Origin of the sequence: Mesorhizobium sp. B2-1-3 (genome assembly GCF_006442495.1) — a bacterium.
Classification (GTDB): domain Bacteria; phylum Pseudomonadota; class Alphaproteobacteria; order Rhizobiales; family Rhizobiaceae; genus Mesorhizobium.
This window is the reverse complement of the sequence record NZ_VFWL01000027.1, coordinates 19,129-37,335: the sequence shown is the minus strand read 5'-3', so window position 1 is coordinate 37,335 and position 18,207 is coordinate 19,129. Positions and strand designations below refer to the sequence as shown.

Below are 18,207 nucleotides of genomic sequence, written 5' to 3'. Positions count from 1 at the left end.
AAAACAGGCCGAAAAGGCCTATATTTCCCGACAGGGAATGTAAAAAATGAACACGACTGTGCAAAGCCTGAAAGCCTTTCTTGGCCAAACCGGCCGGGTCGCGCTCGTCGAGGTCGCGGCGACGAAGGGCTCGACGCCGCGCGAGAAGGGCGCCTTCATGCTCGTCTCGCAAGCAGCGACATCGGGCACGATCGGCGGCGGCCAACTGGAATATATGGCCATCGACAAGGCACGGCAGATGCTGGGCTCTTTACCCTCCTCCTTGCGGGGAGGGTCGGCGAGCGGACGCCGCGAAGCGGCGTCAGCGAAACGGGGCGGGGGAGCGGCGTTCACAGATCCCTCGACGACGACGTCGTCCAACCCTATCCACAAGGGGGAGGGTGAAGAGACCCGCCCCGACGCCCACGTGATCCTCGACGTGGCGCTCGGTCCGGAGATCGGCCAATGCTGCGGCGGGCGCGTCGAGGTGTCGATCCGCCTCGTCGATGCGACGTTGGCGCAGGAGCTGATTTCGGCCGCGGAAGTCGAGCAGGCTAAACTGCCTTGTGTCTACATCTTCGGCGGCGGCCACGTCGGCCAGGCGCTGGCCTCCGCGGTCGCCCTTCTCCCTGTGCACCCCGTTGTCATCGAAACACGGGCAGACGCGCTTGAAGGAATGCCGCAAGCCATCGAGACGCGGCTGACCCCGATGCCTGAAGCCGAGGTGCGCAACGCGCCTGCAGGCAGCGCCTTCGCCATCCTCACCCATGATCATGCGCTGGACTTCCTGATTGTCGCCGAAGCCCTGAAGCGTGATGACACCGCCTATGTCGGCATGATCGGCTCAAAGACCAAGAAAGCGACATTCAGGAATTGGTTCCTGAAGTCGGCTGAGGGCACGGAAGCGCAGTTTGCCCGCCTCGTTTCCCCAATTGGCGGTGATGCCGTGAAAGACAAGCGCCCATCCGTCATTGCCGCGCTAGCGGCCGCCGAGATCATGACGGCGCTGGTCAATCACGGCGCCGCGGCAAATGCCGAGCACCAGGTGCCGCATGATAGGACGACGGCCGGGTAAGGTCACGTCGCGGCTATACCGGTTGCTTCAAGCCCAGATGATCGCGCAGTGTGCGGCCCTCATACTCCCTGCGAAACAGGCCGCGCCGCTGCAGCTCCGGCACAACCAGGGTGGCGAAGGCATCGAGTTCGCCGGGGAAATATGACGGCATGACGTTGAAGCCGTCCGCCGCACCGCCCTCGAACCGGGCCTGGAGTTCGTCTGCGATCTGCACCGCGGTCCCGACGATGCGCCAATGGCCGCGTGCGCCGGCGAAATGGCGGGCAAGCTGGCGGATGGAAAGGCCGTCGCGGCGCGATTGCTCGATGACCAGGGCCTGCCGGCTTTTCATGCCTTCGCTCTCCGGCAATTCGGGCAGCGGCCCGTCGAGCGGATAGCGCCGAAGATCGGAGATGCTGAGATAGCTGGACAGCAGCGCTACGCCGACGTCATCGGGGATCAGCTCCTGCAGCTCCTCGTATTTCGCCCGCGCTTCCGCTTCGGTTTCCGCCACCACCGGGGCGACGCCGGGCATGATCTTGATGTCGTCCGGTTCGCGTCCATAGGCCGCCAGACGGCCCTTGAGATCGTCGTAGAAAGCCTTCGCTTCCGCGAAAGTCTGCGCGGCGGTGAACACCACATCGGCGGTGCGAGCGGCGAGATCGCGGCCGACATCCGAGGCGCCGGCCTGAACCATGACCGGGGCGCCCTGCGGCGAACGCGGCAAATCGAGTGGATCGCACACCGAAAAGCTCTGGCCGTCATGGCCGGAGGCGCCGAGCTTGCCGTGCCAAAGCCTGGTGACGACTTCGGCGAATTCTCGTGCCCGTTCATAACGATCGGCGTGGGGTCTGAGACCCGTTGCGCCGAAGTTGGCGGCCTCGATCGGGCTGGCCGACGTGACCAGGTTCCAGCCGGCGCGCCCGCCGCTCAGCTGGTCGAGCGAAAGGAAGGTTCGTGCCAGCCCGTAAGGCTCGTTGTAGCTGGTCGAAGCCGTGGAGACGAGGCCGATGCGGCTGGTCTGGACAGCGAGTGCGGAAAGCAGGCTGATCGGCTCGAAGCCGATCGAACGCGAGGTCTGGCTGGCGATGCTGACATCGGCTTCGCGCAGGCCGGCCGCATCCTCGCAGAACAACAGGTCGAATTTCGCCGCTTCCGCCGTGCGCGCCAGCGCGACGTAATGATCGATGTCGATCCCGGCCTTCACATGGGCCTGGGGATGCCGCCAGGCGGCGATATGGTGGCCCGTCGCCCACAGAAAGACGCCGAGCTTCATCTGGCGCGCGGTCATCGGTCGCCTCCGCCGCTGAGTCCCAGATGCGAGCGCAGCGTTGTGCCCCCATGGCTCTGTCGAATCACGCCGCGCCGCCGCAGCTCCGGCAGAACGCGATTGGTGAAATCGTCGAGCGCTGAAATGTGCGCGGACAGCCGGATGTTGAATCCGTCGCAATTGTTCGCCCGGAATTCTTCCTCCATCCTGTCGGCCAGCCCGGCGACGCCGTTGGCGGCGAGGGATATGTCAGCCAATATTCTCACGGCATCCGGTTCGCGCCCGGACGCGGAAACGCGGCGCCTGAATTCGTCATGGCGTGCCCTGCGCCGCGCTGCCTGCCTTTCGTCCAGCAGGATGACATCGGCTGTGCGCGCGGCAATGTCGAGGTCGCCTGCCGCCAGGCCGGACAGGACCAGAACCGGCGTATCCTGCGGCGAGCGCGCCACGTTCAGCGGTCCGCGCACGGCGAAGAATTCGCCCTTGTGGTCGAGTTGGTGCATTTTTCCGGGATCGTGAAAGCGGCCGCTGTCTTTGTCGAACAACAGCGCGTCCGCCTCCCAGCCATTCCACAAGCCCTGGACGATGCCGATGTATTCCTCGGAGCGGCGGCGAAACTCGTCGCTGGAAAATCCATCCGGCCGGCTGAAATTGGCCGCCTCGCTCGGCGCCTGCGCCATCGTTGCGTTCCATCCGGCGCGACCGTGGCTGATGATATCGAGCGAGGCGAACCGGCGCGCCAGATTGTAGGGCTGGTGGGCAACCATCGACGCGGTGGCGACCAGCCCGATCCTGCTCGTCACGGTCGCCAGTGCGGCAAGCAGGGTCGTCGCTTCGAACGGGTTGCCCGACCCGGCCCTGCCCGGCGGCGCATCGTCGAGAACAATCATGTCCAGCCCGGCCGCTTCCGCCCGCTGCGCGAAGCCGGCCAAGTCGCTGAAGGTGAGCGCGCCGGCCTGCCCGGCCGTGGAGGCAATGTTGAGCGAAACGGTGAGATGCATTGTGGCTAGCTCGTCAGTCGGCGCAAAGCCCATCGGCCATGAGGCGGCATCCGCGAACCTAAGTTCGCCTTCGCGCAAGGCAACCCTTGCGACTGGGCCAGGAGCCGCTCACTTGCCGACCAGTATGTCCTTGATCAGCCGCTGGCAGCGCTCGGCCATGAAATCCAGCAGCAGGCGCACCTTCGGGTCCTGCAGCTTCTTGTGCGGATAGACGGCGGCGAACTGCACCGGCGTCGGCGGCGTGCCGGCCAGGATGATCCTCAGCCGCCGGTCGCGGATGAACGGCTCGACCTCGAAGCGCGGCTTGTTGATGATGCCGCGCCCCGACAGCGCCCAGCCGGTCAGCACGTCGCCATCGTCCGTATCATAGGGCCCGTGCACCTCGAATTTCTGCGGTCCGTTCGGCGTCTGCAAGGTCCAGACATATTCGCGCGCGCCGGAATAGCGCAGCATCAGGCAATCGTGCTTCCTGCTGATCAGTTCCTGCGGCTCGGCCGGCTCTCCGCGCGCCTCCAGATATTTGGGTGCCGCCACCAGCACCCGCTCGCATTCCATGATGCCGCGCATCCTGAGGCTGGAATCTTCGATGATACCGAGTCGGAAGGCGACGTCGATGCCCTCTTTCATGATATCGACATTGTGATCCGAGAGCCTCAGCCGCACTTCGATATCAGGATATTTGTCGTGGAAATCGGGAATACCCGAGGCGACCAGGCGGCGGCCGAGGCCGAGCGGCGCGGTCACGCGGATGGTGCCGCGCGGCTGACCGGAAAGGGCCGAAACCGCGGCCTCCGCCTCGGTGATCGCTTCCAGCACCTGCTTGGCGCCGGTGTAGAACACCGTGCCATGCTCGGTCGGCATCAATTGTCGTGTCGTGCGGTTGAACAGCCGCACACCAAGGTGCTTCTCCAGCTCCTTGATTCGGTTGGAAGCAACCGCCGGCGAAATGCGCATGTCGCGCCCGGCCGCCGACAGATTGCCGAGCTCGACCACGCGGACGAAGACGGCGATGTTGTCGAGATAGGCCATGCGGTTCAGGGGCTTTCAATCAAGCTGTGTGCGAGCAACCTAGTATTTTCCAATTTTTTTTGAAAGTCATCGCACACCTCGCCTCTTTCCGTTTGCGCGCCACACCGTAAAGTCGCTTCATCGGCAGGGACGACTTCAATGATGGATTTCGCTATTTTCTGGGACTGGCTGAGCTTTGCCGTGCGCTGGCTGCACGTCATCACCGGCATCGCCTGGATCGGCTCGTCCTTCTATTTCGTCGCGCTTGATCTCGGTTTGCGCCAGCGACCGGGCATGCCTGTCGGCGCCTTCGGCGAGGAGTGGCAGGTGCATGGCGGCGGCTTCTATCACATCCAGAAATACCTGGTCGCGCCGGCCGAGATGCCGGAACACCTCACCTGGTTCAAATGGGAATCCTACGCCACCTGGCTGTCCGGCTTCGCCATGCTGTGCGTGGTCTACTATGCCGGGGCCGACCTGTTCCTGATCGATCCCAACGTGCTGCCGATGTCTGTGCCGGTCGGGATCGTCCTGTCGATGGCGACGATCGGCGTCGGCTGGGTGGTTTATGACCTGCTCTGCCGTTCGCCGCTGGGCAAAAGCGATACAGGCCTGATGCTGGTGCTCTACTGCGTGCTGGTGTTCATCGCCTGGGGACTGACCCATCTGTTCACCGGCCGCGCCGCTTTCCTGCATCTGGGCGCCATCACCGCCACGATCATGTCGGCCAATGTCTTCATGGTCATCATCCCCAACCAGAAGATCGTCGTTGCCGACCTCATCGCCGGCCGCAAGCCGGATCCGAAATACGGCAAGATCGCCAAGCAGCGCTCGCTCCACAACAATTACCTGACGCTGCCGGTGCTGTTTCTGATGCTGTCGAACCATTACCCGCTGGCGTTCGGCACTGAGTTCAACTGGATCATCGCCTCCCTGGTGTTCATCATCGGCGTGTTGATCCGCCACTACTTCAACACCGTGCACAAGCGCGCCGGCAACCCGCACTGGACCTGGCTGGGCGCCCTTGTCCTGTTCCTCATCATCGTCTGGTTGTCCACCGTGCCGAAGGTGTTGACCGGCGAACCGAAGGCGTCCGCCTCGGCGCAAGTCTATATCGCTTCGGCCCATTTCCCGGCCGTGCGCGACACCGTGCTCGGCCGCTGCTCGATGTGCCATTCACAGGAGCCGGTCTACGAGGGCATCTACCATGCGCCCAAGGGCGTGATGCTGGATACAGACGCCGGCATCGCCGAGCATGCCCGCGAGATCTATCTGCAGGCCGGCCGCAGCCATGCCATGCCGCCCGCCAATGTCAGCCAGATCACCGACAAGGAGCGGGCGCTGCTGGTGGCCTGGTTCGAAGGCGCGGGGAAATAAGCATGACATCGACACTTCTGCGTGGCCGCACGCTGTCCTTCGTGCGCTGGCCTGAAAGCATCGATGATCATTCCGCCTGGCGCTACGAGGAGGATGGCGGCCTGCTGATCCACGACGGCAGGATCGTCGCTGCGGGCGCTTACGTCGATGTTGAAAGGAAGGCAGGCGAGACAACGAGAAGGATTGATCACCGGCTGCATCTGCTGCTTCCGGGCTTCATCGATGCCCATGTGCATTTCCCGCAGATGCAGATCATCGCCTCCTACGGCGCGGAACTGCTCGATTGGCTGAACGCCTACACTTTCCCGGAGGAGACGAAGTTCGCCAATGCGCAGCATGGCCGGCGCGTCGCGCGGCTATTCCTCGACGAGATGGTGCGCCACGGCACCACGACGGTTGCCGCCTACTGTTCCGTGCACAAGGCCTCCGCAGAAGCTTTCTTCGCCGAGTCGCATGACCGCAACATGCTCAACATCGCCGGCAAGGTGATGATGGACCGCAACGCGCCCGATGGCGTGCTCGACACGCCGCAATCGGGCTATGACGACAGCAAGGCGCTGATCAAGGAGTGGCACGGCAAGGGCCGGCAGCTTTATGCCATCACCCCTCGCTTCGCGATCACCTCGTCGCCGGAGCAGATGGAGATGGCCGGCGCGCTATGCCGCGAATACCCCGACCTGCACATCCAGACGCATCTGTCGGAAAACCATGCCGAGATCGCCTTCACGCAGGAGCTTTATCCGTGGTCGCGCGATTACACCGACGTCTATGAGCATTACGGGCTGTTGGGTAGAAAGAGCCTGCTCGGCCATTGCATCCATCTGTCGGAGCGGGAAGCGGACGCGCTTTCGGACAGCGGCTCCGTAGCCGTGTTCTGCCCGACCTCGAACCTTTTCCTCGGCTCCGGCCTGTTCGATTATCAGCGCTACCGCACCCGCGATAAAGCCCTCCGCATCGCCGCCGCCACCGATGTCGGTGGCGGCACCAACTATTCCATGCTGCGCACCATGGACGAGGGCTACAAGGTGATCGCGCTGAACGGCGAGAAGCTGAACCCGTTCCAGTCCTTCTGGCAGGTCACGCGCGGCAACGCCGAGGCGCTGTCGGTGGCGCAAAGGATCGGCACGCTGGAGGAAGGCACCGATGCCGATATCGTCGTGCTGGACGCCAGGGCGACGTCGTCGATGCGGCTCAGGATGGAGACCGTCGAGACGCTGGCGCAGGAACTCTTTCTCTTGCAGACGCTGGGCGATGATCGCGCCGTGCGCGAGGTCTATGTGGCGGGTCGGCCGGCAAAAACCGATTTGGCAATTTAGAACGTGACGGCGCGTTCCTTGCTTGACCCGGGCTTGACCCAGCGGCAACCATCCGTCAAAGCGTGCGGCGACGTTGAAAGGGGAACGACATGGCCGTTGCCGAAGACATCGCCCTGATCAAGAGACAGGAGGAAGTCCTTGTCTTTCCCGCCTTCGACGAGGCAGTCGCGTTCAGTGTCGGGTCCGCGATCCGCGACAGGGCACTCACCGAGAATCTCCCGGTCATAGTCGACATCAGGACCTTCGACCGGCCGCTGTTCTATGCCGCCATGCCGGGCTCGAACGCTTCCAATCCCGACTGGGCGCGGCGCAAGATCAAGGTCGTCAAGCGGTTCCTGAAAAGCACTTACCGCATGGTGCTGGAACAGCAGCGCCCCGACCGCACTTTCAAGATCGGCGAGGGCCTGGATATTGCCGACTACGTGCTGGCCGGCGGCGGCTTTCCCGTCACGGTCAAGGGTGTCGGGGTCATCGGCGTCATCGCCGTTTCGGGCCTGCCGGAGCGCGAGGATCACGGCGTGGTGGTCGATGCGTTGTGTGATCATCTGGGTATCGACAAGCGCGAATTGGTATTGCCGCCGGAAGAAAAATTGTGACGTCGGCGCCGCCCCTCATCCGCCTGCCCGTCCTCCGCAGCAGCTGCGCTGTAGCTGCTGCGGGTGGAAGTGAAACGCTCCACCGCTGGCTATCCCCCTATGCCCGTTCTTCACGGGGAGAGGGTCGGGGTGAGGCGCAACGTCAGCTCTGCAAGAATGCGCGAAACGCTGCTGGCTGCCGGATATGACCATTCTCGATCCCAAATCCTTCCTCACTTCCATTTTCAACGCCGCCGTCGCCGCCGCCGATCCGGAAAAGACCATCCGCGATCATTTGCCGGCCAGGCCCAGGGGCCGCACCATCGTCATCGGCGCCGGCAAAGGCTCGGCGCAGATGGCGGCGGCCTTCGAGAAAGCGTGGGACGGTCCGATCGAAGGACTGGTCGTCACCCGCTACGGCTATGGCGCGAAATGCGAGCGCATCGAGATCATCGAGGCGGCGCATCCGGTGCCGGACGCCGCCGGGCTCGAGGCTTCGCGGCGGCTGCTCGGGAAGGTGCAAGGGCTGACCGCCGACGATCTGGTGGTGGCGCTGATTTCCGGCGGCGGTTCGGCGCTGCTGCCGTCACCGGCAACCGGCCTGACATTGGCCGACGAGATCGCCGTCAACGAGGCGCTGCTGGCGTCGGGCGCGCCGATCGCGGCGATGAACACCATCCGCAAGCATCTTTCCACCATCAAGGGAGGCCGGCTGGCCGCCGCCGCCTGGCCGGCCAAAATGGTGTCGCTGGTTGTCTCCGATATTCCCGGTGACAATCCGGCGCTGGTCGCATCCGGCCCGACCGTTCCCGACACCGGCAGCCGGGCGGATGCGCTGGCGTCGATATCAGCCTACGGCATGAACCTGCCGGCCTCGGTCATGGCGCATATCAATTCACCGGCCGCCGATGCACCAATTCCCGGGGATGAGCGCTTTTCGCGCAACGAGGTGCATCTGATCGCCTCCGCCGGCGTGTCGCTCGAAGCAGCCGCAGCGGAAGCGAGCCGACAGGGCATGGAAGCTGTCATTCTCTCGGATGCCATCGAAGGCGAAGCCCGCGAGGTGGGCGGGGTTCACGCGGCCATCGCGCGCGAAGTAGCGACACGCAATCGGCCTTTCTCAAAGCCGGTGCTGATCCTGTCCGGCGGCGAGACCACGGTGACGCTGCGTGCCAAGGGGAAAGGCGGCCGCAACTCCGAATTCCTGCTCGCCTTCGCCATCGGCATCAATGATGTGAAGGGCATTCACGCCCTGGCCGCCGACACCGACGGCATCGACGGCTCGGAGGACAATGCCGGCGCCTTCGCCGATGGTTCCACGGTCGCGCGCATGCGCGCGGCCGGCATCGACGCCAAGGCGATGCTGGCAGGCAACAATGCCTGGACGGCTTTCAACGCGGTCGGCGATCTGTTCGTGCCCGGTCCGACCGGCACCAATGTCAACGATCTCAGGGCCATCCTGATTCGCTAATCGTTTGGATCAGGCAGCCATCAGCCGCTTCACCTGCTTCATGTCGTCAAGGAACCGTTCTCGCTCGGCCTCCTTGTCCGCACGGTCACGGATGCGCAGGATGAAGGATGGATGGATGGTGATGAACACACGCATGCCATCTTCCCGCTCGATCGCCTGGCCGCGCATCTTCGTCACCGGAACCGCCTTGCCGAGCAGCGACAATGCCGCCGTTGCGCCAAGCGCCACGGCAAGGTTCGGTTTGATCAGTCCGAATTCCTGGTCGAGCCACCAGCGGCACGCCTGAATCTCGCCGGCGTTCGGCTTGGAATGAATGCGACGCTTGCCGCGCGGCTCGAACTTGAAGTGCTTGACCGCATTGGTGACGTAGACTTTCTGGCGGTCGACCCCGGCGTCGTCCAGTATGGCGTCGAACACCCTGCCGGCCGGGCCAACGAAGGGAGCGCCGGCGAGATCTTCCTGATCGCCGGGCTGCTCGCCGACGAAAATCACCTTGGCGCCGTCAGGCCCTTCGCCGAACACGGTCTGCGTCGCATCGCGCCACAGCGGGCAGCGGTGGCAAGCCTTCGCTACCTCACGCAGCTCCGAGATCGAGGTGACATCTGGCAGTGGCTCGTCGGACGGCCCGGAAATGCGCCTGGCCGGCCTCTTCGCTTCATGCGTTTGGCCTGTGGTCGCCATCATCCTGTCCTGTCGGTTCTGACACTGAAATGGACGGGAAGGGCGATGGTTCCTCCGAGGGCTCAGACCTCGTGCAGATAGAGGTGATAGTCCAGCTCGCTGACCGTGCGCGCCACGCGCAGGTATTCGGACTGCTTGATCGCCACGAAGGTGCGGTGCAGGTCTTCGCCAAGCGCGCCTTTGAGGAAGCTGGACGCTCTGGCCGCCTCGATCGCCGCGCGCCAGTCGACCGGCATGGTCGTGCGCGTCACCGCCGCCTCATAGCCGTTTCCGGTCGTCTCGGGGCCGGGGTCGAGGCCTTCGTCGAGCCCTTTGACGATGCCGGCAAGCACGGTTGCCGCGATCAGATAGGGGTTGGCGTCGACGCCCGACGGCCGATGCTCGATGCGCCGGTTCCTGGCGTCGCCCGCCGGCACGCGCAGCGCCACCGACCGGTTGTTGACGCCCCAGGTCGGCGCCACCGGTGCATAGGATTGGGAGACGAAGCGCCGCCAGGAATTGGCGTGCGGCGCAAACACCAGCATCGATTCCGCCATGGTCTGGATCAGGCCGCCCAGCCCGCGCAGCAGTGGCAGCGACCAACTCTCGCCACCGGCCTCCGAAAAAACGTTTCGGCTAGCCTTGTCCTGCAGCGAGACGTGGAAATGCATGCCGGAGCCGGCATATTTCTCGATCGGTTTGGCCATGAAGCAAGCGGTGACGCCATGGCGGCGCGCCTGCGCCCGAACCAGCCGTTTCAGCATGACGAGGTCGTCGGCCGCCCGCATCACATCCTTGCGGTAGTTCAGCGTCAATTCGTACTGGCCGGGCGCATATTCGGAAATCACGGTCTCGGCCGGAATGCCCTGTGCCTTGGCCGCGGCATAGATGTCGGTAAACAGCGGCTCCATGCCGTGCAGATGGTCGACCGAGTAGACCTCGGTCTTGCCCGAGACGCGGCCATCCAGCACGGCGTGCGCCGGCTGCACCTTGCCGTCGCTGTCGCGCTCATTGGCGAGGAGAAAAAATTCGAGCTCGAAGGCGCCGGCCGGGTACAGCCCCTTGGACGCCAATATGTCGACCTGCCTTGCCAGCGCCAGCCGCGGGTCCGATGACATCGGCGCGCCGTCGAGATGATACATCGCCATCAGCACCTGGCCGCGCGGCGGGTTGGTCCCGTGGAGCGGCACCAGCGTGCCAGGAATCGGCCAGGCGCGCAGATCGCCGTCGCCGGTGGTCCAGATCAGCCCGGTCTCGTGCACGTCCTCGCCGGTGATGTCGAGGCCGAGGATCGAGATCGGCATGTGCCGGCCGCCTTCGAAGATGGCTTTCAGCTCGTGCCGGCGCACGATCTTGCCACGGCCGACGCCGTTGGCATCGGTCAGCACGATATCGAAGGCTTCGATCTCAGGATGGGCGTCGAGAAAGGCCTGCGCCTCGGTGGGCGTCGAGCCCGAAGGTGAAGTCATGATGGAGCCCGGCCTGGCTTGCGCGCCTGTCTGTTGGGTGGCTTGTCTCATGCCGCAAGCTCCGCCGCAACTGCGCCGAAGGCGGTGATCAGCCGGTTGACCTGGGCGCCAGTGGTCGCCGGAGAGATCAGCATCATATTGTGGAAGGGCGCGATAAGCACGCCGCGATTGACCAGCGCGACATGGATGGCGGCTTCGAGTTCCGGCGCGTGCGCGGCCTCCGCCTCCGCCCCATTGCGCAGCGGGCCCGGCGCGCAGATGAATTCGACGCGGGCGCCGACGCGGGCGACATGCCATGGCAGGCGGTAGCGGTCGATGACCGTGGTCAGCCCGGCATCGAGCCGCCGCGCCAGATGATCCATGCGGTCGTAGTTCTCGGCCGTCATCACTTCTTCGAGCGCGGCGCGCATCGCGGCAAACTGCAGAGGATTGGCCGAGAGCGTCGTGCCCATGCCGGAATAACCCGGCTCTTTCGTCCTGTTGTAGTCGGCGTAGCGCGAGGCGACCTCTTCGCTCATGCCCCATACGCTTGCCGGTACACCACCGGCGATCGGCTTGCCTAGCACGAACAGGTCCGGCTCCAGCCCGTATTTCGCGGAATAGCCGCCCGGTCCGGTCGAGATCGTATGCGTCTCGTCGATCAGAAGCAGCGTGCCGGCCGCGCGGGTCAGCTTTCGCAGCGCCTCGTGGAAACCGGGATCGGCCAGCACCATGCAGGAATTGGTCAGCACCGGTTCGGCGATGACGCAGGCGACATCCTTGTCCCTGAGCGCTGCCTCCAGCGCGGCAACGTCGTTGAACTCGATGACCTTGGCCGTGCGGGTCAGGTCGCGGAATTCTCCGGCCAATCCGGGCCGGTTGGCCGGCTTGCCGTCGATCAGCCGCACCATCGTCTCGTCGACAGAGCCGTGATAACAGCCGTTGAAAACCAATATCTTTTCTCGCCCGGTGACGGCGCGGGCAACGCGCAGCGCGAAGCGGTTGGCATCGGTCGCCGTCGTGGCGATCTGCCAGAACGGCAGGCCGAAGCGCTGTTGCAGCAGCGGTCCAATGGCGAGCGCATCTTCCGAAGGCAGCATGTATGTCAGGCCGCGTCCGGCCTGCCGGCGGATGGCGCGCGCTATCGCCGGCGGCGAATGGCCGAACATCGATCCGGTGTCGCCGAGGCAGAAATCGTCGAGCCTGTTGCCGTCGATGTCGGTGATCGTAGCGCCTTTGGCGCTCTCGACCAGGATCGGAAACGGCGTCGGCCAGTCGTTCATCCAGTGCATCGGCACGCCACCGAAGAAGCCGGGCAGGCCGTTGCCGGCCTTGGCCTGCGATTTCGGCCGCGCCTTGCGGAAGCTGGCGCCTTCGGTATCCCGCAATGCGGCAATGCGGTCGCGGCTGACGCCGCCAATGGACGTGTGGGCGCTGTGCATGAAACCCCTCTCTGGCGCAGTAGTGGAGTAGTGGGGTAGGCGCTCAACGGCCCGGATGCTCTAAACCCGCTCCCATATTGCCCTACTCCCCTACTCCCCTAACCCGTGATGTCGATAACGCCGCAGTCGCCGGCGGCACTGCCGAAGGCGATGCGGCGTTCTTCCCTGTCCCACATCATCGAGGTGATGGCGCCCTTGCCGGGGCGACGCAACAGCACTTCCTTGGCGTCGGAAAAACGCACCGCCATCACCATGCCGTCCTCATAGCCGATGGCGACGACATCCTGGCTCGGATGGCAGGCGACTGAGGTCACCATCGCATTGCCGCGCGTACCGAGTTCCAGCGGCGCCTTGCCCATTGGCCCGTCCTTGCCTGAAAACGGCCAGACGATCGCCGCCGGCGCGCCGGAACTCGCCAGCCACTTGCCTTTCACGCTCCATGACAGGCTTTTGACCTTGGCGGGATAGCCGCTCATGCGCATGTGCTTGCCGTCCGCCAGCTTCCAGCCGTGCAACGCGTTTTCCTGCATGGTGGTGACCAGGAAGGCGCCATCCGGCGAGAAGGTGATGCCGGTATGGGCGCCGGCCCATTCGAGCTCCACCGGCTTGCCCTCGGCGGCCGGGAAATGCAGCGTCGCGCCATTGTAGCGCGCGACGCCGAAGCGCATGCCCTTGGGCGAAAATGCCAGCCCCTCGACCGAACGCGGATGGGCGAACTCTTTTGTGTGGCCGTCGGCAAAGCGCACATAGGCGGTCTTGCCTGTAGCGTAGGCGATGGCGCCTTGCGGGCCAGCGGCGACGCTGGTGACCCACTTCTTGCCCGCGCTCGCCAATTCCTTGGCCTCGCCGCCCGCTTTCACCGCAAACACCTTGCCGTCTTCGCCGCCGGTGAGCAGCCGGTCATTGGCGGCATCGTGGAAGGCCGCGAGCAGCCCGTCATTGGCCTGCACCGTCTTGTGGCCATTGTCGAGCCGATGGACGGTGCCGTCGGCCAGCGCGAAATGCGGCACGTCGCGGAGGAAGGCGGCGGCAAGGCAATGGCCTTCGAGATCAAGCGGGGCGACGGTCGGCATGTAGGACAGGTCCATTCCAGATTGTTGCTGGTCGTCTCGGGAGCCGCCAGCGCGCCAGGCGCGGCCCCACCCTCTCCCGCAAGGGGAGAAGGAAGAGCGGGCAGCGCTACCGCCATAAAGTCCGGAAATCAAGCGGCCTGGCAGGCCTCGAAGCTCTTCCTCAGCCGTTCGGGGTCCAGTTCGCGACCGATGAACACCAGCCGGCTCTCATGCTTCTCGCCGTCTTTCCAGGCGCGCTGGTGGTCGCCCTCGATGATCATGTGCACGCCCTGGATGACGTAGCGCTCGTCGTCGCCCTTCAAGGCGATGATGCCTTTCAGGCGCAGGATGTTCGGCCCCTCCATCTGGGTGACCTTCTCGATCCAGGGGAAGAATTTCTTCGGATCCATCTCGCCTCCCCGCAGCGAAACCGACTGCACCGTCACGTCATGGATGTCGGATGGGTGCGCGTGATGGTCGTGTCCATCGTGGTCATGATCGTGCCCGTCATGATCGTGGTGGTGATGATCGTGGTCGTGGTCATGATCATGATCATGACCATGGTGGTCGTCATGCGCCTCGAGGAAATGCGGGTCGTTCTCCAGCGCCCTGGACAGGTCGAAGGCGCCGCGGTCGAGCACTTCCGACAGCGCCACGCCGGCGCGGGTGGTGCGATGGATCCTTGCGGCCGGGTTGATGGCGCGGATCGTCGCTTCCACCTTGGCCAGTTCTTCTGGTGTGACGAGGTCGGTCTTGTTGAGCACGACGACGTCGGCGAAGGCGATCTGGTCCTCGGCTTCCTTGGAATCCTTCAGCCTGAGCGGCAGGTGCTTGGCGTCGACCAGCGCCACCACGGCGTCGAGCTTCGTCTTGGAGCGCACGTCGTCGTCCATGAAGAAGGTCTGCGCCACCGGCACCGGATCGGCGAGACCCGTGGTCTCCACCACGATGGCGTCGAAGCGGCCGGGCCGGCGCATCAGGCCCTCAACGACGCGGATCAGGTCGCCGCGCACCGTGCAGCAAACGCAGCCATTGTTCATCTCGTAGATTTCCTCGTCGGACTCCACGATCAGGTCGTTGTCGATGCCGATCTCGCCGAATTCGTTGACGATGACGGCGTAGCGCCTGCCGTGGTTTTCCGACAGGATGCGGTTGAGCAGCGTCGTCTTGCCGGCGCCGAGATAGCCGGTCAGAACGGTTACGGGGATCTGCGTCTGTGCGTCGCTCATGGCTTGCCTCGAATGGATGGGCCTTGAAAGATTTCGGCGGCCTCGAAAGGGATTGTCGGCTCCATATAGGATGCGCGGCGGGCTTTTGCACGAGGCAAACCGCGAATGGCTGCGGTCCAATCCCTAGGTCAGCGTCTCGTCGAACTAGGCGGCTGGCGGCGCCCTGCAGGCCATGCGGTATCGGTGCGCAAAAAGAGCCTGTGGACGACCACGGCCGGCCGATCCACCGCAATCGCTTTCGCGAAAAGTCGTTTGTCATCTAACTGAAATAATCATCTGGCATTAGCCACGGCGGGTACCGCAATGCTTGCCGGCAAAGCTGTTTCAGGCGCCGGAATCTTTTTTGATCGTCGATTGCCAACCGGCCGGCTGCGTCTATGCTGCCCGCACCGGTATGGCCGAAGAGGGATGACCATGGCCAAGGCGGACAAGACTGCGACAATGAGCCGGCTGCATTCGGCGGCAAGGCTGGCAAGAACAGCGCTTGCGGCACGGCTGCTGGCGCATGGCTTCTATGCCGGCCAGGACCAGATCATGCTGGCGCTCGACCGCGAGGACGGCCAGACCCCGGGCAATCTGGCTGGCCGGCTCGGCGTGCGCCCGCCCACCATCACCAAGACCATCAATCGGCTGCAGGCACAGGGTTTTCTGCAAAAGCGCGCCTCCGACGCCGATGCCCGCCAGGCGCATATCTTTCTCACCGACACCGGTCGCGAGACCATCCGCGCCATCGAAAAGTCGGTGAAGAAGACCGAAAAGCAGGCGCTGAAGGGCCTCGACAAGAAGGACCAGAAGGCGCTGTTCAAATTTCTTGCCCGCATCGAGGCCAATCTTTCGAACGAAGAACTGGCCTTGATCGACGACGACGCCGAGTCGGACGACTGACCGCCGGTGCGGTGATCAGGCTGCCGCTGCGGCCCCACGGATCAGCGAAGACCAGCGTCCCGGCGTCATGCCGAATGCCTTCTTGAATTGCCTGTTGAAGTGGCTTTGGTCGCTGAAACCGGCCTCGGCCGCGATCTGTGCCAGCGGCTCGCCGGCGGCGATCATGCGTCGCGCGCGCTGAAGCCGGCGCATCAAAAGGAAACGATGCGGGCTGGTGGAGAAAGCGGCGCGGAAATGCCTGGACAAGGCATAGCGGTCGAACCCGGTAACCGCCTCCAACTCGTCGGATCGCACGGGCCGGGCAGAGTTTTCCGTGAGATAGTCGCGCGCCAGAGCGGCCGCCCGCCAGGCCGTTCCCGGCACCGCTCTCGCCGGCTGGCCGGCATGGCGGGCGAGCCCTTGCATCAGTTGCGCCAGGAAGTCGGCGACGAACAGCTCATCGAGTTCCTCCTCCAGCGGACCCAGCGCCGAAAGCAAGGTCGCGCGCAGGCGTTCGTCCGCCACCACGGCCTGCCTGACGAAAGGCAGCGATGCGCCGCCGAGGCAGTCCAGCATCAGTGACGGTTCCAGATAGAGGATCCTGTAGCGCAGCCCGTCCTCGGTTCCGGCGCCGCCATCATGCAGTTCGTCGGGATGCAGGACGATGATCTGGCCGGGCAGGCTATGCCGCACCGCACCGCGATAGCGAAAGCTCTGCACGCCTTGCAGCGTCACCCCGATCGCATAGGTGTCGTGGCGATGCAGGTCGAAGGCGCTGCCGTGGAATCGCGCCTCGATGCGCTCCATGCCGGCAGGATCGCAGGCGGCAATGATGCAGTTTTCCGCGGCCTCCGCGCACAAACGTCCAAGACCCTGGAACGCCTGGCTGCCTAGATCGAGCGACATCGCTTCCTTTCGCCTTGAAAGGGGCACAACCCCGAATGGTCACTGTCTCATGTTCGATACGAAATTTGCAATCGTGCTCAGGGATGATCTGCCGGTCTGGCAAAAACTCAACGTCACAGCATTCCTGACCAGCGGCGTCGTCGCGCAGTTCCCCGATCTCATCGGCGAGCCCTATCGTGACCGCGCCGGCAATGTCTACAACCCGCTGTCGATCCAGCCCGTCATCGTGCTGTCCGCCGACCAGGCGACACTCGGCGCAATCCACAGCCGCGCCCTGGAGCGCGGAGTAACGAGCTCGCTCTATGTCGAGGAGATGTTCTCGACCGGGTTCGACGCCGCCAACCGCGCCGTCTTCGCCGAATTCGCGCCGGAAGACGCCAAGGTTGTCGGCATCGCATTACGCGCCGACAAGAAGACGGTCGACAAGATCACCAAGGGTGCTCGCATGCATCCCTGACGACCCGGGCCTGAGCCTGTCCGCAGCTCTTGTTGTGCCAGCCGCTTTTGGCTTGCCGCACGCCCGCAATTGCCGCAAAAGGTGGGCCTCAGCCCAGCTTTCCATCCGGCCTGCAAGTGAGTGCTCCCCAAACATCTTCAGAAAGCGCGACGCCGCCGGTGGCGATCCTGTGCATGCTTTCCACCTATGTCTTCTTCACCTTTCTCGACACCAGCAGCAAATACCTCGTCCTAGCCGGCGTCTCCGCGCTTGTCGTCGCCTGGGTGCGCTTTGCCGTGCATGTCGTGCTGGTCGGCGCGCTGTTGCGCGGCTGGCGTGAACCGGCGCGGTTCCGTCCGGCCAACCTGCCGGCTCATGTCCTGCGCGGGCTGTTCCTGTTCGGCTCGACCATCTTCAACGTGCTGGCGCTGCGGTCCCTGCAACTGGCCGAGACGACATCGATCTATTTCTTCGGGCCGATGGTCATCACCGCACTTGCCGGCCCGCTGCTTGGCGAATGGGCGGGCTGGCGGCGGTGGCTGGCGATCCTGGCCGCGTTCGCCGGGGTTCTGATCATCACAAGGCCGGGAGTCGGCGTTTTCGGCATCGGCCACCTGTTCGCGCTCGGCTCGATGCTGTCGAACTGCTTCTATGTGATCATGACCCGGCGCATGTCGGCGACCGAGACATCGGAAAGCCTCATCCTGTTTTCGGCACTGGCCCCGGCGGTGGTGCTCCTGCCCATGCTGCCGTTCTCGTTTTCCCTGCCGCATGATGGCTGGCACTGGTTCATCCTGCTCATGCTCGGCGTCTTTGGCGGCGTCGGTCATTGGCTTCTGGTGCAGGCCTATCGCATGGCCACCACCACCGCGCTCGCCCCCTATCCCTATTCGCAGATGGTGTGGATGATCCTTTCCGGGCTCATCGTCTTCAAGCAGTTCCCCGACCGCTGGACACTCGTCGGCGCCGCCGTCATCGTCGCCAGCGGTCTCTACATCGTTCATCGCGAGCACCGGCTGCGCCTGCGCAATCGTGCGGTGCTGGACGTCGAGGCGGAAGCGCTGGCAAAAAAACTTTGATTTAGCGTCGAAGGGTGGCATAAGGCCGCCTTTAAACAGT

17 protein-coding genes are annotated in these 18,207 nt (G+C 64.3%); 8 read left to right on the top strand and 9 right to left on the bottom strand.

What is annotated here, in order from left to right:
* Positions 1-46: 46 nt before the first annotated feature.
* Complete coding sequence (gene xdhC, locus FJ973_RS29195) at positions 47-1,054, top strand: xanthine dehydrogenase accessory protein XdhC (protein ID WP_140558764.1); 1,008 nt, start codon at positions 47-49, stop codon at positions 1,052-1,054.
* Between the two features lie 13 nt (positions 1,055-1,067).
* On the opposite strand, the gene FJ973_RS29190 is transcribed toward xdhC, so the two are convergent.
* The 3 genes from FJ973_RS29190 to FJ973_RS29180 all read right to left on the bottom strand — a co-directional run bounded on the left by FJ973_RS29190 (position 1,068) and on the right by FJ973_RS29180 (position 4,333).
* A complete protein-coding gene (locus tag FJ973_RS29190) occupies positions 1,068-2,324 on the bottom strand; it encodes an LLM class flavin-dependent oxidoreductase (RefSeq protein ID WP_140558763.1) in 1,257 nt (418 codons plus the stop codon).
* Complete coding sequence (locus tag FJ973_RS29185) at positions 2,321-3,304, bottom strand: LLM class flavin-dependent oxidoreductase (RefSeq protein ID WP_140558762.1); 984 nt, start codon at positions 3,302-3,304, stop codon at positions 2,321-2,323. The genes FJ973_RS29190 and FJ973_RS29185 overlap by 4 nt, the downstream gene beginning before the upstream one ends.
* Before the next feature lie 108 nt (positions 3,305-3,412).
* Entirely contained in the window at positions 3,413-4,333 is a 921-nt protein-coding gene (locus FJ973_RS29180) for a LysR family transcriptional regulator (protein WP_140558761.1), read from the bottom strand.
* Positions 4,334-4,471: 138 nt separating this feature from the next.
* Here FJ973_RS29180 and FJ973_RS29175 point away from each other — a divergent pair, with 138 nt between their 5' ends.
* The 4 genes from FJ973_RS29175 to FJ973_RS29160 all read left to right on the top strand — a co-directional run bounded on the left by FJ973_RS29175 (position 4,472) and on the right by FJ973_RS29160 (position 9,051).
* Positions 4,472-5,689 carry a urate hydroxylase PuuD gene (locus tag FJ973_RS29175; RefSeq protein WP_140501161.1) on the top strand — a complete coding sequence of 406 codons (1,218 nt, stop codon included), beginning with the start codon at positions 4,472-4,474 and terminating at the stop codon, positions 5,687-5,689.
* A gap of 2 nt (positions 5,690-5,691) precedes the next feature.
* Complete coding sequence (gene guaD, locus FJ973_RS29170; protein ID WP_140558760.1) at positions 5,692-7,005, top strand: guanine deaminase; 1,314 nt, start codon at positions 5,692-5,694, stop codon at positions 7,003-7,005.
* An 89-nt stretch (positions 7,006-7,094) separates the two neighbouring features.
* A complete protein-coding gene (locus tag FJ973_RS29165) occupies positions 7,095-7,601 on the top strand; it encodes a heme-degrading domain-containing protein (protein WP_140558759.1) in 507 nt (168 codons plus the stop codon).
* Positions 7,602-7,785: 184 nt separating this feature from the next.
* Positions 7,786-9,051 (top strand): glycerate kinase, encoded by a 1,266-nt coding sequence (locus FJ973_RS29160; RefSeq protein WP_140558758.1) that lies wholly within the window; start codon positions 7,786-7,788, stop codon positions 9,049-9,051.
* Between the two features lie 9 nt (positions 9,052-9,060).
* On the opposite strand, the gene FJ973_RS29155 is transcribed toward FJ973_RS29160, so the two are convergent.
* The 5 genes from FJ973_RS29155 to FJ973_RS29135 all read right to left on the bottom strand — a co-directional run bounded on the left by FJ973_RS29155 (position 9,061) and on the right by FJ973_RS29135 (position 14,882).
* Positions 9,061-9,798 (bottom strand): UdgX family uracil-DNA binding protein, encoded by a 738-nt coding sequence (locus FJ973_RS29155; RefSeq protein ID WP_224647248.1) that lies wholly within the window; start codon positions 9,796-9,798, stop codon positions 9,061-9,063.
* A complete protein-coding gene (locus tag FJ973_RS29150) occupies positions 9,795-11,180 on the bottom strand; it encodes a glutamine synthetase family protein (protein ID WP_140558777.1) in 1,386 nt (461 codons plus the stop codon). Before FJ973_RS29150 ends, FJ973_RS29155 begins: the two co-directional genes overlap by 4 nt.
* Before the next feature lie 47 nt (positions 11,181-11,227).
* Positions 11,228-12,601 carry an aspartate aminotransferase family protein gene (locus FJ973_RS29145; RefSeq protein ID WP_140558757.1) on the bottom strand — a complete coding sequence of 458 codons (1,374 nt, stop codon included), beginning with the start codon at positions 12,599-12,601 and terminating at the stop codon, positions 11,228-11,230.
* 98 nt (positions 12,602-12,699) lie between these two features.
* Positions 12,700-13,674, bottom strand: a complete 975-nt coding sequence (locus FJ973_RS29140; RefSeq protein ID WP_140525596.1) for a WD40 repeat domain-containing protein — start codon at positions 13,672-13,674, stop codon at positions 12,700-12,702.
* A gap of 128 nt (positions 13,675-13,802) precedes the next feature.
* Complete coding sequence (locus FJ973_RS29135; protein ID WP_140501147.1) at positions 13,803-14,882, bottom strand: GTP-binding protein; 1,080 nt, start codon at positions 14,880-14,882, stop codon at positions 13,803-13,805.
* A gap of 414 nt (positions 14,883-15,296) precedes the next feature.
* Here FJ973_RS29135 and FJ973_RS29130 point away from each other — a divergent pair, with 414 nt between their 5' ends.
* Positions 15,297-15,767 carry a MarR family transcriptional regulator gene (locus FJ973_RS29130; RefSeq protein ID WP_140501145.1) on the top strand — a complete coding sequence of 157 codons (471 nt, stop codon included), beginning with the start codon at positions 15,297-15,299 and terminating at the stop codon, positions 15,765-15,767.
* A 15-nt stretch (positions 15,768-15,782) separates the two neighbouring features.
* Here FJ973_RS29130 and FJ973_RS29125 read toward each other — a convergent pair whose 3' ends face one another.
* Positions 15,783-16,652 carry an AraC family transcriptional regulator gene (locus FJ973_RS29125; protein WP_140501143.1) on the bottom strand — a complete coding sequence of 290 codons (870 nt, stop codon included), beginning with the start codon at positions 16,650-16,652 and terminating at the stop codon, positions 15,783-15,785.
* Positions 16,653-16,701: 49 nt separating this feature from the next.
* On the opposite strand from FJ973_RS29125, the gene FJ973_RS29120 reads away from it, so the two are divergent.
* Positions 16,702-17,109 carry a DUF2000 family protein gene (locus FJ973_RS29120; protein ID WP_140558756.1) on the top strand — a complete coding sequence of 136 codons (408 nt, stop codon included), beginning with the start codon at positions 16,702-16,704 and terminating at the stop codon, positions 17,107-17,109.
* Positions 17,110-17,282: 173 nt separating this feature from the next.
* Positions 17,283-18,167: a DMT family transporter gene (locus tag FJ973_RS29115; protein ID WP_181165295.1), complete on the top strand. Its 885-nt coding sequence runs from the start codon at positions 17,283-17,285 to the stop codon at positions 18,165-18,167.
* The last annotated feature ends 40 nt before the right edge of the window (positions 18,168-18,207 follow it).

Bases quoted from the DNA above. Each gene is read 5' to 3' on its own strand.
- xdhC (WP_140558764.1), top strand. From the start codon at position 47: ATGAACACGACTGTGCAAAGCCTGAAAGCCTTTCTTGGCCAAACCGGC.
- FJ973_RS29190 (WP_140558763.1), bottom strand. From the start codon at position 2,324: ATGACCGCGCGCCAGATGAAGCTCGGCGTCTTTCTGTGGGCGACGGGC.
- FJ973_RS29185 (WP_140558762.1), bottom strand. From the start codon at position 3,304: ATGCATCTCACCGTTTCGCTCAACATTGCCTCCACGGCCGGGCAGGCC.
- FJ973_RS29180 (WP_140558761.1), bottom strand. From the start codon at position 4,333: ATGGCCTATCTCGACAACATCGCCGTCTTCGTCCGCGTGGTCGAGCTC.
- FJ973_RS29175 (WP_140501161.1), top strand. From the start codon at position 4,472: ATGATGGATTTCGCTATTTTCTGGGACTGGCTGAGCTTTGCCGTGCGC.
- guaD (WP_140558760.1), top strand. From the start codon at position 5,692: ATGACATCGACACTTCTGCGTGGCCGCACGCTGTCCTTCGTGCGCTGG.
- FJ973_RS29165 (WP_140558759.1), top strand. From the start codon at position 7,095: ATGGCCGTTGCCGAAGACATCGCCCTGATCAAGAGACAGGAGGAAGTC.
- FJ973_RS29160 (WP_140558758.1), top strand. From the start codon at position 7,786: ATGACCATTCTCGATCCCAAATCCTTCCTCACTTCCATTTTCAACGCC.
- FJ973_RS29150 (WP_140558777.1), bottom strand. From the start codon at position 11,180: ATGACTTCACCTTCGGGCTCGACGCCCACCGAGGCGCAGGCCTTTCTC.
- FJ973_RS29145 (WP_140558757.1), bottom strand. From the start codon at position 12,601: ATGCACAGCGCCCACACGTCCATTGGCGGCGTCAGCCGCGACCGCATT.
- FJ973_RS29140 (WP_140525596.1), bottom strand. From the start codon at position 13,674: ATGCCGACCGTCGCCCCGCTTGATCTCGAAGGCCATTGCCTTGCCGCC.
- FJ973_RS29135 (WP_140501147.1), bottom strand. From the start codon at position 14,882: ATGAGCGACGCACAGACGCAGATCCCCGTAACCGTTCTGACCGGCTAT.
- FJ973_RS29130 (WP_140501145.1), top strand. From the start codon at position 15,297: ATGGCCAAGGCGGACAAGACTGCGACAATGAGCCGGCTGCATTCGGCG.
- FJ973_RS29125 (WP_140501143.1), bottom strand. From the start codon at position 16,652: ATGTCGCTCGATCTAGGCAGCCAGGCGTTCCAGGGTCTTGGACGTTTG.
- FJ973_RS29120 (WP_140558756.1), top strand. From the start codon at position 16,702: ATGTTCGATACGAAATTTGCAATCGTGCTCAGGGATGATCTGCCGGTC.
- FJ973_RS29115 (WP_181165295.1), top strand. From the start codon at position 17,283: ATGCTTTCCACCTATGTCTTCTTCACCTTTCTCGACACCAGCAGCAAA.